The 15,987-nt window shown below is 43.3% G+C and carries 13 protein-coding genes and 1 pseudogene; 8 read left to right on the top strand and 6 right to left on the bottom strand.

What is annotated here, in order from left to right:
- Positions 1–10 precede the first annotated feature (10 nt).
- The 6 genes and pseudogenes from ACR65F_RS01190 to ACR65F_RS01165 form a co-directional block, all read left to right on the top strand.
- Entirely contained in the window at positions 11–1,477 is a 1,467-nt protein-coding gene (locus tag ACR65F_RS01190; RefSeq protein WP_440502842.1) for a DUF8809 domain-containing protein, read from the top strand.
- 24 nt (positions 1,478–1,501) lie between these two features.
- Complete coding sequence (locus tag ACR65F_RS01185; protein ID WP_440502841.1) at positions 1,502–2,494, top strand: AAA family ATPase; 993 nt, start codon at positions 1,502–1,504, stop codon at positions 2,492–2,494.
- On the top strand, positions 2,494–3,360 hold the full coding sequence (locus ACR65F_RS01180) for a DUF58 domain-containing protein (protein WP_440502840.1): 867 nt from the start codon (positions 2,494–2,496) through the stop codon (positions 3,358–3,360). The genes ACR65F_RS01185 and ACR65F_RS01180 overlap by 1 nt, the downstream gene beginning before the upstream one ends.
- Before the next feature lie 15 nt (positions 3,361–3,375).
- Entirely contained in the window at positions 3,376–5,124 is a 1,749-nt protein-coding gene (locus ACR65F_RS01175; RefSeq protein ID WP_440502839.1) for a vWA domain-containing protein, read from the top strand.
- On the top strand, positions 5,108–7,693 hold the full coding sequence (locus tag ACR65F_RS01170) for a VWA domain-containing protein (protein ID WP_440502838.1): 2,586 nt from the start codon (positions 5,108–5,110) through the stop codon (positions 7,691–7,693). The genes ACR65F_RS01175 and ACR65F_RS01170 overlap by 17 nt, the downstream gene beginning before the upstream one ends.
- Before the next feature lie 264 nt (positions 7,694–7,957).
- Positions 7,958–8,149: pseudogene (locus tag ACR65F_RS01165) on the top strand (transposase); the annotation flags it as partial.
- A 539-nt stretch (positions 8,150–8,688) separates the two neighbouring features.
- Here the strand turns inward: ACR65F_RS01165 and ACR65F_RS01160 are convergent.
- From ACR65F_RS01160 to ACR65F_RS01135, 6 genes are all read right to left on the bottom strand, one after another.
- Entirely contained in the window at positions 8,689–9,885 is a 1,197-nt protein-coding gene (locus tag ACR65F_RS01160) for an MFS transporter (RefSeq protein ID WP_440502837.1), read from the bottom strand.
- 455 nt (positions 9,886–10,340) lie between these two features.
- Positions 10,341–11,414: an ABC transporter substrate-binding protein gene (locus ACR65F_RS01155; RefSeq protein ID WP_039044084.1), complete on the bottom strand. Its 1,074-nt coding sequence runs from the start codon at positions 11,412–11,414 to the stop codon at positions 10,341–10,343.
- A complete protein-coding gene (locus ACR65F_RS01150) occupies positions 11,411–12,211 on the bottom strand; it encodes an ABC transporter permease (RefSeq protein WP_039044085.1) in 801 nt (266 codons plus the stop codon). The genes ACR65F_RS01155 and ACR65F_RS01150 overlap by 4 nt, the downstream gene beginning before the upstream one ends.
- Positions 12,195–13,022, bottom strand: coding sequence for an ABC transporter permease (locus tag ACR65F_RS01145; protein ID WP_082003433.1), 828 nt, complete (start codon positions 13,020–13,022; stop codon positions 12,195–12,197). The genes ACR65F_RS01150 and ACR65F_RS01145 overlap by 17 nt, the downstream gene beginning before the upstream one ends.
- On the bottom strand, positions 13,012–14,115 hold the full coding sequence (locus ACR65F_RS01140; RefSeq protein WP_039044086.1) for an ABC transporter ATP-binding protein: 1,104 nt from the start codon (positions 14,113–14,115) through the stop codon (positions 13,012–13,014). Before ACR65F_RS01140 ends, ACR65F_RS01145 begins: the two co-directional genes overlap by 11 nt.
- A gap of 15 nt (positions 14,116–14,130) precedes the next feature.
- Positions 14,131–14,673 (bottom strand): helix-turn-helix domain-containing protein, encoded by a 543-nt coding sequence (locus ACR65F_RS01135; protein WP_039044087.1) that lies wholly within the window; start codon positions 14,671–14,673, stop codon positions 14,131–14,133.
- 238 nt (positions 14,674–14,911) lie between these two features.
- On the opposite strand from ACR65F_RS01135, the gene ACR65F_RS01130 reads away from it, so the two are divergent.
- Together ACR65F_RS01130 and ACR65F_RS01125 are read left to right on the top strand one after the other, a co-directional pair.
- Entirely contained in the window at positions 14,912–15,241 is a 330-nt protein-coding gene (locus ACR65F_RS01130) for a hypothetical protein (protein WP_052245990.1), read from the top strand.
- Between the two features lie 148 nt (positions 15,242–15,389).
- On the top strand, positions 15,390–15,932 hold the full coding sequence (locus tag ACR65F_RS01125; protein WP_440502835.1) for a peroxiredoxin: 543 nt from the start codon (positions 15,390–15,392) through the stop codon (positions 15,930–15,932).
- Positions 15,933–15,987: the final 55 nt, after the last annotated feature.

Here is a 15,987-nt window from a genome sequence, read left to right as displayed (position 1 = left end):
GAGAGCAAATATGGCTAATCAGTCTGGGTATAAGGAAATGATTGAGCGGGCAATTACGAAAGTTAGAAGAAGTTTATTACTTGAACAAGCGATTGTTTTCTTTGTACGTGGAATCGCAATTGCGATAGTTGCTGCGGCCACAGTCATTGCTGTATCCAGATTGTTTGTCCTTCCTTATTACACTCTGTATGCGTGGAGTGCTGCGTTACTAATAGTGATCATTACCTGCTGCTTGTTTATTAAAAATCGTGTGAAGCGCATGGCTGCAGTCCGTACATTAGATCGTTATTTACCCGACAACCTATTATTGACTGTTTTAGATCAAGAAATTCAAGCTTCTGCATTTGGGGATATATTGCTGGAACGCGTCGGAATGAGACTCCCGCCTGCAGAGAGTTTGTTTGCTGCGAGGAAAAAGAAAGCAGCAGAATGGAAAATAATTATGTCTGGGATTGGAGCAGCTATGGTATTGACTGCACTTTTGCTAGTACCCTCTCCCGCGCAACAAGAAGCACAAACAATCGTGAAAGAAAAAGAAATCGTGAACGACCTTATAAAAGAAACGAAGAAACAGCTAACACGTTCGACAACACCTGCTGTAAAAAAGAAACTAGAACAGCTCGCAACGGATTTAAAGAAAGCAGAAGGATCCGAAAAAGCATTGAAAAAGTTCGTGAAAACCCAAAAAGAGTTGAAATTGCAACAAATGCAGTTGCTTGAAAAGAAGAGGAGCCAACAGGGTGGTACTAGTAAAGAAGGATTGTCACCTGAAGAAAAGCAGCAGTTGGCAGAGTTGGAAAAGTTGGCCGGCCCTCTTACTCAACAAGCGGACAAAGCATATCAAGATTTAGCAAGTATTGGAAAAGCTCCATCGATTCCACAACTGGCGGCGGGGCAGTCAAGTGCAGGCGGACAAGAATCTGGATCGTCACCTTCTTCCAATGGAGAGAAAAACTCAACAACTGGAGGACAAAATCCAACTTCGGGTAAGCCATCGTCTGGAACAAACAAACAACCAGGTAGTCAAGGACAGAGTCAAGGTCAGGGTCAAGGTCAAGGTCAGGGTCAGGGTCAAGGTCAGGGGCAAGGAAAAGGTCAAGGTCAGGGTCAGGGTCAGGGTCAAGGTCAGGGTCAAGGAAAAGGCCAAGGCCAAGGCCAAGGTCAGGGTCAAGGTCAAGGCCAAGGTCAGGGCCAAGGGAAGGGCCAGGGAATGGGTCAAGGCGGTAGAAACTTATTATCCATTCCTGAAAATCGGTTTGGAAACGCTTCTGATGTAAATCAAGACGGAGGAAAGCTCGGAAGCGGCAAGACGATCGAATCCAAGGATAAACAGACCGCCAATGAACGGGGAACAATTCGACCTTATGAGGAAGTTGTAGGTCAATATAAAGATGCTTATTTAAAGCGGACAGAACAGCTGCCTTTATCTCCCGAACTTGAAAAAATCTTAACTGATTATTTTTCATCCATTGAATAATTCAACATGGAAGGAGCACTTGCTATGAGCGATTTACTACAACCGTTTGAAGAAATGAGTCAGAAAATGATTAATGTCCGAACTGAAATTGAAAAATTCATCGTGGGACAGGAACAAGCAATTGAATACACGCTTCTTTCTATTCTTGCTGATGGGCATGCCCTTCTTGAAGGAGCACCTGGACTAGGTAAAACAATGCTGATTCGTACGATTAGTGAAGCACTGGATCTCTCCTTTAAACGTATCCAATTCACCCCTGACCTAATGCCATCAGATATTACAGGTACCACCTTACTGGAACGGGATGGGGAAGGGCGCCAGAAATTTACATTTAACGAGGGACCATTATTCAGCCAGCTCGTACTGGCGGATGAAATCAACCGTGCCACTCCTAAAACCCAAAGTGCATTGCTTGAAGCAATGGGAGAAAAAACAGTTACTGTTTTAGGAAACACATATCCTATGGAAAAGCCGTTTTTTGTACTCGCCACACAAAATCCAATCGATATGGAAGGTACGTATCCTTTACCAGAGGCACAGTTGGACCGCTTTCTATGTAAAATCAATTTACTTCATCCATCTGCAAGCGAATTGAAAGAAATCGTAAAACGTACGACTGGAACTACTATCATTTCAATACAGAAGGTGATCAGCAGGGAGGAATTACTCCAAGCACAACAGCTTGTCCGTGAAATCGTTATTGCTGAAGAAATGATTGACTATGCGATTCAACTCATTTCAATGACTCATGCTGAAGCAGAAGAGGCGGATGAATGGTCCCAATACATCCAGTTCGGAAGTGGCCCCCGTGGATTGCAAGCAATTATCCGTCTTGCAAAAGCTAGAGCCTTTCTGTCGGGTCGTGTTCACGTATCCATCGGTGATATCCGAGCGGTTGCGAAACCTGCTCTTCTTCACCGTATTCAGTTGAACTATGAAGCAGAAGCAGAAGGGATTACAAATGAGACATTCCTTGATCGGGTGCTTGCGAGCATGCGGAGGGAGGCAGTCGGTTAATGACTTCTTTCTTTCCATCGAGCTTATCCGCGCGTCTCGGTAGACTCTCATTTGTGCAGCATGGTGGGCGGCTTGGTCATCACAAAGGGAGCCATGTATCTAAAAAAACGGGTGCCTCATTGGAGTTCTCGGATTTTAAGGAATACCATCCTGGTGATGACATCCGTCATATCGACTGGAACGTGTACGCTCGAACTGACTCTTATTTCATCAAACAGTTTTTAGATGAACAGGAAATGCGTGTCCATATAGTACTAGATACGAGCAAGTCCATGAACTTTGAAGACAAGTGGAAGTTTGCACAACAAATATCGATTGGACTCGGGCAAATCGCATTGAAGAATAGTGATACGGTATCCATCAGTCGAATGGTGAGCGGTAAAAAGCAATTATTTACTCGTAAAGGTGCGCGTCAGGCAGGTTCTTGGATGACCTATATTAGTCGCTTTGAACAACCTTCGGAAACAACTGGTGTATTGGAAGGGATTCACGCTATCCCCAAAGGAACGACTTTGTTATTTGTAGTCACAGACGCATTGGAACCAAATGAACAACTCAACCAGATGTTTAAACAGCTTTCAACGAGATGTCGGGATGTGCGCGTAATTGCCATCCGTTCGAAATCAGAGCTTGCGCCTACCTACCAGGGAGACATCCGATTCATTGACAGTGAAAGTGAGAAAATTTCAGAAGTGACGATGATGCCCTCAATCGAAAACGCGTATTTGCTTCAGCAGAAGAAACATCAACTACGTATGATGGATAGCGCAGCGAAATACGGAATCGGCGTTCTAATGATAACACCTCAAACAGGACCTGAAGATGTATTTACGATTCAAATGCGTAGACAAGGTTGGATACGCTAGAGAGGAGGGGTGTGGATGGGATTTGCTAACTTGACGAACTTGTGGACACTGGTATTTCCACTAACAGTAGTCATCTATTATTTATTCAGAAAACGTTTTGAACCGAAAACAATCTCATCTACACTATTTTGGGATGAAGATCGCCGAGAAGAGAACGTATCACCATTCATACGTAATTTGCAACGCAATGCTCTATTTTACTTACAATTGTTAGCGCTTCTGTTATTTGTATGGATGCTCCTTGTACCATCCATCAAGCAAACTCAAACTGAAGGCATCCCCCTCGTTTTCATCGTCGATAGTTCTGCAACGATGCTAGCAACGCCAAAAGATTCCACACTCTTTGAGATGAATCAAGTAGAGATGAAGAACTTACTGGAATCAGCGGAAGGACGACCTGTTTCTATCGTCATTTCAGGGAAGGAACCAGAGATCGCGATACAAAACAGTGATTCTCGATCAGCTGTCCAGGTAATTGAAGGATTATCCGTTCAGTATGAACAAAATCATTTGGATACCTCCATTGAGCTTGTGAAGTCGATGTATAGTGAGCACGGAGCGGAAGTTCATATTTTTACGGATGCGTTGGAACGGACGGCATTGGCGTATGAAGGTACTAATATGAGTTGGCATGTACATACAAATGATCAAAAATTAAATAACCATTCCATTGTCCGGTTTGGAGCTAATCGACGAGAAGAAGGAGTAGTAGCAATTGTGAAATTGCAACATGACACAGAGAAAACACAACTTGGAGCCATTCAATTAAAAGAAGCTGACTCTGAAAAAGTACTTGCTGAAGAAACTTTTAAAGGGGAACCGGGCAGTGAAGAATTGATTTCCTTTAAAAAGATTGAGACGAATGCTTCCGCGCTTCAAGTTGAACTGGTTGGTACTGATGACTATAGTGCGGATAACAGCAGTCATGCGTTGCTAGCGACTGAACGTGCGAAAGTGGTAGTGGATGATACACTTCACGAATTACTGAAAAAAGCTGCACAAGCCATACAGGAAGAGGTCGCAATCGATAATGGAGAGGACTTCGATGAAGAATCTATTTTACGAATAACGGGTTCGGAAAGCTTTCTGGACAAAGGGAAACGTCCAATTTTTTTAATCGGACGGGACAATGTCAAGCCGCTTGAAGCAAATGGAGAGGTATCGGTTACGAATGATCCATTATTTTCAATTGCAGCTCCAAAAGACATGTATGTAGCAGAAATTTATCCCCCTTTTGCAGACTACGAAGTGCTTGCGAGAGTTGGTAAAGATCCACTTATCCAACGCTCACCTCGTGGAGATATTATCTTACTTGCAGACTTGGAAGCAACGGACTGGCCGTTGCAACCTACGTTCCCACTATTCGTGTGGAGTGTCGTAAAATCTTTGTCCGATGACGCTGAAACGCTAGGAGTATTCACACCACTTCAACGGAAGTCTGTCGTGATGTCGGAAGCTGCAGATATATATGAGTTATCCGGTTCTTATTTGTACACTACAGAGTCAGCAAATACATTACAGGCTCCAGCAATACCCGGCATTTATAAAGCAACAGATGGGACGACTGACAAATTATTAGCTGTTCAGCTTGATTCCTCTGAAAAAAGTGTAGCGACAGGAGATTCTTATTCAACCGGAAAGCTGACAACAACAGATGTGAAGAAAGAGCAAACAGTACCAGTCATCTGGCCATTTCTTCTGCCACTCTTACTGGTATTGCTCATAGAATGGGAGGTGCAGCGACGCCGTGGATATCCGTATTGATCATCCTTTATGGTTGCTATTATTAGTCCCCATTGTTGCCTATATGATTTTCACATGGCGTTCAGTAGAGCGGAAAACACCTAGAGCAGCACTTCTTTTTATACTTCGAAGTGCTTCCATTCTATTTCTTTTTGCAGCACTAGTGTCACCATATCTAGTCCTCTACAATGAAGAGGAACAGATATTGTTCCTTGCCGATCGTTCAGCTTCAACCTCAGGTACATCAGAAGAAATGGATACCTTTATTGAACAAAGTCTTAGTTCAAAAAAAGCTGACCAAGCGGTAGGACTCTATTCATTTGCAGGTGATTTCCGGACGGACACTACGTTAACGAAAGCTCAAGTACGCGTACCTGAGGTTGAATCTCTGGAAGAAGCTAGCGAAACAGATATTGAGAAGGCTCTTTCCCTAGCGAATGCCATTGGTTCTCCTGAATCCGCAACGCGAGTAGTTTTGCTCTCAGACGGATTGCAAACTAGAGGAGATGCATTAAGCTACCTACAGAAGTTTACGGATAGTCGTGTGCAGATTGATGTTGCGAAGCTGAACCATCAAGTGTTCCCAGATGCTGCCTTAACAAAGTTAGATGTTCCGAGGACCGCTTATGCTGGGCAACAGCAGCTCATGACCATTGAAGTGAATGCATCAGATCGGACAACAGGGACCTTATATTTATATCAAGACGATCGACCTCTCGGTGAAGAGGGGATAGAACTGATTCCAGGGAAGAATCAATTCACCTACCCGTTACCTGCAGTGAATACAGGATTAGTAAAGTATGAGGCAAAACTCGTCGTTGAAAATGATCACTTTTTAGAGAATAATCGAATGTTCGCGGCTGTGACTGTTCAAGGACAACCATCCGTATTGGTAGTTGAAACTGAGGACGATCCATCGGTCATCCCGGGTTTGTTGGATCAGAACACATTGAACGTTACAACACTTCAAGCGAAAGACCTACCTTCAACTATATCAGGCTATTTACCTTATCAAGCAATCATTTTTGATAATGTTCCAGGCACTTTGGTAGGCGAAGAAAAAATGGCTATGATTGAACAGACCGTGAAAAATTTTGGAACGGGTTTCATGATGACAGGGGGGGCCAACAGTTTCGGACTCGGTGGTTATTTCAAAACGCCGATTGAAACTTTATTGCCAGTTGAAATGGAAGTGAAAGGAAAAGAAGAGCTACCTTCACTTGGACTTGTCATCGCCATGGACCGGTCGGGAAGTATGAGCGGCTCAAAATTAGTCCTTGCGCGGGAAGCTGCAGCACGGTCGGTCGATTTACTTAGAGAAAAAGACACGTTCGGATTTACTGCATTTGACGACAGTATATGGGAAGTTGTCCCAGTAGAACCGCTTGATGACAAAGAAGATGTGACCTCGAAGATTTTATCCGTACCTGCTGCAGGGGGGACTAATATTTTCCCTTCGGTAGCAAAAGCATATGAGGATCTAGCAGACCTGTCACTCCAACGGAAACATGTCATTCTCTTAACAGATGGACAATCTTCGATGCCTGCTGGATATCTCGACATTATTGAAGAAGCTAAAAATAACAATACGACGTTATCCACAGTGGGAATCGGTACTGATGCGGACGAATCCTTATTAGAGGAGATGGCAGAAGCAGGTGGTGGACGTTATTATGGTGTTTCTGATGAATCCACCGTTCCTGCAATTTTGTCTCGCGAAACCATAACGATGACCCGGACTTATATCGAAGATGATCCCTTCTATATGAAGCTTGGAAACGTGCCGGAGTGGAATGAGTTATTTGCTGTCGGAGTTCCTCAGATGAATGCCTACATCGCAACGACTGCTAAACCAACAGCTGACGTTGCTGCGATTAGTCCTAAAGAGGATCCAATCATTGCTGAATGGAAATACGGGCTTGGTCGAACTGTTGCATTCACTTCGGATTCATCAGGTAAATGGTCTGGGGAATTAGCTGCGTGGGAAGAATATCCCGAGTTTTGGAATACGGCAATGAGAAGAATTTTACCTTCTTATAGTTCAGCACCTTACGTACTGACACAAGGCGCTGGTGGGGAATTCACCATTACAGATACGAGTGGAGAAGCGGCATTTCTTGAAGTGACTGCGGTGACAGAGGCAGGCGAGGAAATAGAAGTAATTGAAGATCAGACGGCACCTGGTAAAGTAAGTATCTCACTCAATTCGACACCTGGTCTTGTTTATCTCAGTGTAACAGACGATCAAAATCGATTATTTGAGACAGGTGTGACGATTCCTTACAGTGAAGAGTATAGACCGAAAGCACCGAACGAAGACTTGTTAGCGGCAATCACTAAAGAAACAGGTGGACGTGTTTTGGAAAATCCTAGTGAGGCATTTCGGTCACTTCCTTATCGTGGTGAAGAGCGCAAATCCATTACAACTTGGCTCTTATTAGGATCTTTACTCCTATTCTTTGCAGATATCACATTGCGCCGTTTCAGTAGATTTGTGCCCGTGTTGAGAAAGAAATCTCCCATTGAAGAAATAGACTCAACAGGTCAGACGAGTGTTACTGAACTGCTTAAACAAAAGCGGAAGCGATAGATTCATACAAAAAACCCAAAGCCCTTTAGACTGCAGACAAACTCCAGTAATCACAGGGTTTGCCTACAGTCTTTTTCTTTTACAATAGTATTAACTAGAAAAAGTTGATTTCCGCTGCGAGCGGACGCTTTCCGAGGGGCTTGCTCTCAGCCGCTTCCCTCGCATTGCTCAGTCCAGGGTCTTCGAGCTTCGCTGATCCCTCCGGAGTCGCCGCTCTCCGCTACAATCAACAGGATCTACCAACTATCAAATGAGGTAAAGGAAATGATGATGAAGAATCAAATCAAAGAACGAGAACAGATGAAGATGCTTACAATCTAACAGTTAGTTCCGCAAGACCATCGGGTCCGTAAATAAGAGGCAGCAATTGATTTTTCCTTCATTAATCACTTAGTTGCAGATTTATATTCACTACTCGGGAGACCATGCATAGATTCTACTGTATTCCACAATATGTAATTTATTCAATACCCTAAATCCTTTTATGGTTGTCTATCGCATACCATGCTTCTCCTTGGCATCGGCAAAAACGCGTTCAACGGTCTCTTTACATTTCCATAGACTTCTTTGTTTTCATATCGGTGTCTCAAGTCTTCTGCTGCATCTGGTTATTATTACCAGATAGACAAGAAGCACTTCGATTGCATTCTTGGATTGAATGATGTGAATGTCTAATGAGAAATTCAGTTGATTGAAGTGCAGGGCGGCGACTCCTGGGGGATCAGCGCAGCGCGAAGACCCCGCAAGAAAAGCCGTAACGAAGAACGGGTTTTGCGAGCATAAGCACAGCGTTGGGAGCACATCTTTGCTTTCAGAGCGACGAGGAGGGTGAGGGCAAGCCCCCTGGAAAGCGTCCGACCGGAACGGAGATCAGCGGCTCTTGACCAGTTGCAGATTTATACGAACAAAAATCAAAAGGGTTGGAAATCACTTCGATTTCCAACCCTTTTGTCTACAGTCTGGCCCTTTTTAAGTGGCTTTGGTTTTTTTAAAGTTCAAGAACGTGTTGCAGCTAATGTATCTGTGTTTCTCTTTGCCCATGTAGCGGCTAGTAGGAAGCATGAGAGGAGTATTGCAGTCCCGAGAAAGTACGGCGCTGTCATTTTCCAGTCGAAAACGAAGCCAGCTAATGCGGGTCCAACCATGTTACCTAAGCTCATGTAGGCATTCATCATTCCAGCTGCATAGCCTTGTTCGTTGCCTGCAAGTTTTGAGACTAACGTGTTTACTGCAGGTCTCAATAATGCAGTTGCGGTTGAGAAAATCGTTGCAACTAGCAAGATGGACCAGAACATATTCACAAATGTAATGCTGAGCATCGCCACTGCTGCAATGACTAAGTTGATGAGGATGACACGCATTTCACCGAACCGCTTGAACAAGCGATTGATGACAAATGTTTGGATGATGACGCCAACGAATCCACCCACTGTAATGATGACTGCAATCATAAGAGGCGTGTAATTGTATTTAATGCCAACGTATAGAGAGATGGTCGATTGGAAGTTTGCTAGTCCAAAAGAGAAGACGAACATGACAAGTAAGACGACGAAGTAGGGAGTCTTAGTTGAGCGCGCAATTTGTTGAAACAAATTTTCCGTTCGTCGAGGTCCATTTTCAGCTGAGGGGCTCGGAGCGGGATTTGGTAAAATATAAAACGACATGACTGCAGCGAATAATGCAGCTCCTGCAGCAAAGTAGAAGGGGAACTGTAACCCGAATTTAGATAGAAAACCTCCAACCCCAGGTCCGATCATGAATCCTAGAGACATGGAGGCGCCAAGTAAACCCATACCGCGACCACGTTCTTCAAATGTTGTAATATCCGCAACGAAAGCCATCATCGGAGGAATTAAGAATGCCGAGCCGAAACCAGAGAAGAATCGTGCTACAAAGAGCATCCAAAGTTCTGTGGAGAGGCCAAAAGCAAGCTGGGAAACCCCATAAAGAATGAGTCCGAAAATGATGATGTTTTTTCTTCCATGCTTATCCGAAAGGGATCCGGAAACGGGGGAAAATATGAATTGGGCGAATGAGAACACGGCAATGAGCGAGCCAAGGGCAGCACCAGCCACGCCGAACGTTCCTAAGTATTCAGGCATGATTGGAATGATAAGTCCAATTCCTGACATAGTGATGAACATATTAAACATTAGTATATAAATAGCGAATGTTGTAGATTTAGCGGCCACGTGTGTTCCTCCTTCATATTCAGTTGTATCCTCGCTTTAGTTTAGCATACAGCTAGTCTATACTGTGTCGGGACAGCTCGGACAATTCTAATAATACACACTTCCCTATATTTTCAACTAAGATTGGTAGATAAAGTTTTAATCTTGTCCCAAGGATTGTCAAGGTGCTCATAAAACGGGCATTGTGCTCATAAATCGCAAAAGGTGATCATAAACTCCTGAAAGTGATCATAAATCGTAGAAAGCGCTCTTAAACTCGAAAAAGTGCTCATATCTCAAGAATAGTGATCATAAATTCAAAAAAATGATCATAAGCCAATGAAACCTCTAGTCCTCCATTCTCAAACTCCCGCGGTACATAACTTTCGCACCATCTATCTCCACCTCGCGACAAATCAATCTCTTCAAATAAAAAAAGCAGAAGCGACAATCCGCTTCTGCTGTAACATCTCGAATTACTTCATATTCATCTTGAATTCCAAGAAAAACTCATTATACGTACCTAGCATTTCCAACCCTAAATCTTTATACACTTCCAAGTGATCACGAGCTTCTTCGTCCGGATAATACCGTTCATCAGAAACGACCTCTGGATCTAGGAGGGACAATGCTTCTTTATTAGGTGTGGAATAGCCTACGTAATCCGCATTTTGAGCAGCGACTTCAGGACGTAACATGAAGTTGATGAACTCGTAAGCCCCATCGATGTTTTTCACAGTCTTTGGGATTACGATGTTGTCGAACCATAAGTTCGAACCTTCTTCCGGGACCACATATGTGATATCTTCGTTCTCAGACATCATATCCGCTGCTTGCCCAGACCAGATGAGTGAAACGGCTGCTTCGTTATTCATCATCATCTGGGTCACTTCATCCCCGATGACTGCTTTAATATTCGGGCTTAGCGTTTTCAGCTTATCCGTCGCTTCACGAAGTTCGTCAACGTTTGTTGAGTTCAAGGAATAGCCAAGGGAATTCAAGCTCATTCCAATGACTTCGCGTGCACTGTCTACAAGGACAGCTTCTTGTTTGAGGGAAGGATCCCACAAATTATCCCAACTCTCAAACGTTTGGCCATCTAACAAAGATGGATTATAAGCAATCCCAAGAGTCCCCCAGAAATAGGGGATGGAGTACGTACTATTAGGGTCAAACGGAAGATCCCTGAAATAGGGATCGATATTTTTGATGTTCGGAATCTTGTCGTAATCGAGTGGAATGAGCAAGTCTTTTTCACGCATCATCTCCACCATATACTCAGATGGGACTGTAATGTCATAAGACGTTCCGCCTTGCTCGATTTTTCCCATCATTCCTTCATTGGAATCGAAGGTTTCATAGATGACATTGATGCCTGTTTCTTTTTCAAACTGCTTTATGAGGTCAGGGTCAATATATTCACCCCAGTTATAAACGGTCAGCGTATTTCCACCGGATTGTGCACCGCTTTTAGCAAGTTGTGCATTGATGATCATCAGAATGGCTGCTGTTGCCGCAATAAGAATGGCTCCACGTACTAACGCTTTCATCGTTTGACCCCCCTAGCAGGTGTTTTAGGTCGATTTGTTATGAAATAATAGCCTAAAATCAGACCAGCTGTTATCACAAAGATGAGACCCGAGAGTGCATTGATCGTTAACGTGACTCCTGTTCTAGCCATAGAGTATATTTCAACGGAAAGTGTCGAGAATCCATTTCCGGTTACAAAGAACGTTACCGCAAAGTCATCCAAAGAATATGTCAGTGCCAAGAAGAAGCCCGCGAATATCCCGGGTTTAATAAATGGCAAAATGACACGCGACATGATTTCTTTTCGAGTAGCTCCAAGGTCGAGTGCAGCATCTATCAGTGTCGGACTCATTTCCTGCAATTTCGGTAACACCATAATGACGACAATCGGAATACTGAACGCAATATGGGAAAGCAGTACAGAGGCAAATCCGAGTTTGATGCCGACTAGTGTAAACAAAATAAGGAACGAAGCACCGATGATGACGTCAGGACTTACCATAAGAATACTATTCATGGAAAGCATTGCGTTTCGCATCGCTTTGTTCTTCATGTAATGGATTGTGATCGCTCCCATCACTCCGATTGCCGTTGAAATCAAAGCAGAGAGTAAGGCAACGACTACTGTATTGAGCAAGATGATGATGAGCCGTTTATCTTCAAATACAGCAGCGTAATGTTCCCATGTGAAGGACTCGAAATGGGACATCGTGCCACCAGAGTTAAATGAGTAAAAAATCAAATAGAAAATTGGTGCATATAAAACAAGAAAGACAGCTGTCAAATAGATTTTTGGGAGTTTACCGTTTCTTTCCACTTCCAGCCATCCCCCTTTCGTTCGCAGTCGTTAGAAGCAAGATGACTACCATGAATAGAATTAAGAACACTGCAATCGTTGAGCCCATTCCCCAGTTTTGAGTAACGAGGAATTGCTGCTCAATTGCTGTACCGAGCGTGATGACTTTGTTTCCTGCAATAAGTCGGGTGATCATGAATAACGAAAGTGCAGGAATGAATACAACTTGAACACCAGACTTCACACCGTTTAGTGTAAGAGGCCAGATGACACGTCTGAAAGTTGTCCAAGCATTCGCACCTAGATCTCGAGAGGCGTCTATCAGTGCAGGATTCAATTTATCCAGAGCATTGAAAATCGGTAATATCATAAATGGAATGAAGATATAAACAGAAACGAAAACAAAACTGAAGTCTGTGAACAATATCTGTTGTTTCCCAATACCAACAGTTTCAAGTAACGCATTTACCGGTCCATATAACCCCATTAAGCCGATGAACGCATATGTCTTCAACAGTAGATTAATCCACGAAGGGATAATGATCAGTAACAGCCACAGCTGTTTATGCTTCAATTTCGTTAAAAAATAAGCTGTTGGGTATGAGATTAGCAACGAGAAGAACGTAATGAGAAAAGCATACCAAAATGAGCTCACTGTCAGTTTGAGATAGACAGAAGTGAAAAAGTTCTTATAGTTATCAAATGTGAAATTGCCACTTAAATCGAAAAATGAGTAATACACGATCAGTCCGATCGGTGCAATGACAAAAAGTATAATCCAAAGAGAGTATGGAACCATGGACAAACGAAGGCTAGCGCGATTAGTTTTCATCCGCCGCACCATACGCTTCAAGTCGCGCATCATAGTCTTCTTCGGACTCGTTAAGACGCATGACGTGAATGTTTTCTGGGATGAAGTCTAGACCGATTTGCATGCCAACTTCAGCTTTTTTCGTTGAATGGACGAGCCATTCATTGCCATCTTGATCGTAAGTTGAAATTTCATAGTGCACACCACGGAAAAGGGAAGTGTCTACTGTCACTGTCAGTTTGCCTGCATCTACTGGCGTAATTTCAATATCTTCGGGTCGAAGCACGATGTCTACTTTCTCATTGGGCTGGAGTCCAGCATCAGCGCATTCAAATCGTTTCCCGTTAAATTCAACAAGATAGTCTTCGATCATGACGCCAGATACAATATTCGATTCACCGATGAAATCAGCAACGAAACGGTTGATAGGCTCATCGTAAATATCGATTGGTGTCCCTGATTGCTGAATTTGCCCCGAGTTCATGACGAAGATTTCGTCGGACATGGCAAGTGCTTCCTCTTGGTCATGAGTGACAAAAATGAAAGTTTTCCCAAGGCGTTGCTGTAGCTCTCGCAGCTCATACTGCATTGCTGAACGTAGTTTCAAATCCAGTGCAGAAAGGGGTTCATCCAACAATATGACCTCTGGATCGTTGATGATCGCACGTGCAATTGCAACACGTTGTCGTTGACCACCCGACATCTCAGTAATCTCCCGGTTTTCATAGCCCGCAAGGTTGACGAACTTGAGTGCTTCTTTCACACGTCGATCTACTTCGGATTTTTTTACTTTTTTGATGCGTAACCCGAACGCGACGTTTTCATAGACATTCAAATGAGGGAACAGGGCGTAATCTTGGAAAACGGTGTTCACTTGTCGTTCGTTGGCAGGTGTTTGGTTGACAGATTTCCCGTTAAAGTAAATCGTCCCTTCAGAAGGCTCTGAAAATCCAGCAATAAGTCGTAGGATTGTCGTTTTCCCGCAGCCGGAAGGGCCGAGAAGTGTGTAGAACTTTCCGCGTTCCATTTCAAATGAAACACCATCTAATACAGTTGTGTCTTCGCCGAAGCGTTTGCTGACATTCTCAAAGCGAATGATTGGTTGTGTGGACAATGAGGGTCCCCCTTTTTATAAGTAAGATTCTGTAGCGACGAGTAAGAGCTCGCTGATTCCGTCGTGTGCATTTGAAATGCGGTGCTGGTCTTCTGCAGAATAGTACACTGCATCGCCCTCACTTGCTGAATATATACGAGTTCCAATCTCTATTTCAACGTTCCCTACAAGTACATAGATAAACGTTTCAGAAAGGGAAGGGGCAAACTGTTTCAGCTCTCCTTTATGTGAGAACGTAATATGTACGGGTTCCATTTCGTTTTCATTGGATCTAGGAATGAGCCAGCGTATTTTGTAATGCAACTCATCGTTTATATACGTTGTCTGATGTTCAGGTGAGTATACGACGGGATCACTCTTCTTTGTTTCGTCAAAAAAGTCTTTTGGAGTTGTACCGAGAACTTCGAGCAAGGAGAAAAGCGTTTCAATAGAAGGGGAATTCAAATCCCGTTCTAATTGAGAAATGTAGCCTTTCGTCAAATCAGTGCGTTCACCAAGCTCTTCTTGTGTGAGCCCGCTTTGTAATCGCAACCGTTTGATTTTGCTGCCGATCTGCATGTGTCATCCTACTTTCATGAAAGTTTAGTATAACTGAACTTCAAGTTTACTTTTAGCATCTTTCATTATACAAAATCATGACAGGAAATCAAGAGTAGTTTTAAGCAATAATAGTAGTCATTGCTCAATGCAACGATATCTAGTCCGCTGGCGTCATTAACAGAGTGTGATAACGGGCTTTCGTTGTGTTATTACTAGAGGCGTAGTAGAATAATACCAAAGAAATGGGGGACTCCGATTGGGCGAGAAAATGCTGTTTTATTTTGACCCGGAAGACCGGCACTGGAATAATCTGATGAAGACTGCACTTAATAGTGACATGCAAGCGGTACCGGATGGTAGTTCCCGAGTGTTTTTATATAATAATGAAACGATGATCGAATGGTCGGAAATGGCGGATCACTGTGTTCGTTGTATGCATTCACTCGTTTATAATGAAGAATTCGATTCTGTGTACTGTGCGTCGTGTGACGAATGGCGGGAAGCATCATGTGAAGATCCATCTTGCGACTTTTGTGGAGACAGACCCGCAAAGCCTTCGATGTGTACGGATAGTGAAGAGTCATAACTGATCTTCTTCTCAATTACATGACATTATTCGATAATGATTCTTATGTATGATTCATTCTAATTGATATTCTGACAAGCATTTGATAAGCTATAGAAGAATTGAGCGGATGAGAATTCTGCCCAGAAGATAATTGGAGGGATTTTGAATGGTAGAACGCATGGTTGGTAAGCAAGCGCCAAGATTCGAAATGGAAGCTGTAATGGCGGACAAGTCATTCGGTAAAGTAAGCCTTGAAGAAAACATGAAAAATGATAAGTGGACTGTATTGTTCTTCTATCCAATGGACTTTACATTTGTCTGCCCGACAGAGATTACTGCAATGTCTGATCGTTATGACGAGTTTGAAGACCTTGATGCAGAAGTTATCGGTGTTTCTACAGACACTATTCACACACATAAAGCTTGGATCAACACAGACCGTAAAGACAATGGTCTTGGGGATTTGAATTACCCACTTGCTGCGGATACAAACCACGAAGTAGCTCGTAACTATGGTGTTTTGATTGAAGAAGAAGGAATTGCTTTGCGTGGTCTTTTCATCGTCAACCCAGAAGGTGAAATGCAATACCAAACAGTATTCCACAATAACATTGGTCGCGATGTAGACGAAACACTTCGTGTACTTCAAGCACTTCAAACTGGCGGTCTTTGCCCAGCAAACTGGCGTCCTGGTCAAGAAACTCTATAATCTCATACACTAAAATTTGATTGAAGTTCCCCGCTTACTTTTGTAGCGGGGATTT

The organism is Sporosarcina sp. SAFN-010 (assembly GCF_059415065.1).
The sequence above is the reverse complement of the archived record's forward strand: the minus strand, read 5'-3'. Positions and strand labels throughout refer to the sequence as shown.

Coding starts and splice junctions, on each gene's coding strand:
- ACR65F_RS01190 (WP_440502842.1), top strand. CDS start 11: ATGGCTAATCAGTCTGGGTATAAGGAAATGATTGAGCGGGCAATTACG.
- ACR65F_RS01185 (WP_440502841.1), top strand. CDS start 1,502: ATGAGCGATTTACTACAACCGTTTGAAGAAATGAGTCAGAAAATGATT.
- ACR65F_RS01180 (WP_440502840.1), top strand. CDS start 2,494: ATGACTTCTTTCTTTCCATCGAGCTTATCCGCGCGTCTCGGTAGACTC.
- ACR65F_RS01175 (WP_440502839.1), top strand. CDS start 3,376: ATGGGATTTGCTAACTTGACGAACTTGTGGACACTGGTATTTCCACTA.
- ACR65F_RS01155 (WP_039044084.1), bottom strand. CDS start 11,414: ATGAAAGCGTTAGTACGTGGAGCCATTCTTATTGCGGCAACAGCAGCC.
- ACR65F_RS01145 (WP_082003433.1), bottom strand. CDS start 13,022: ATGAAAACTAATCGCGCTAGCCTTCGTTTGTCCATGGTTCCATACTCT.
- ACR65F_RS01135 (WP_039044087.1), bottom strand. CDS start 14,673: ATGCAGATCGGCAGCAAAATCAAACGGTTGCGATTACAAAGCGGGCTC.
- ACR65F_RS01125 (WP_440502835.1), top strand. CDS start 15,390: ATGGTAGAACGCATGGTTGGTAAGCAAGCGCCAAGATTCGAAATGGAA.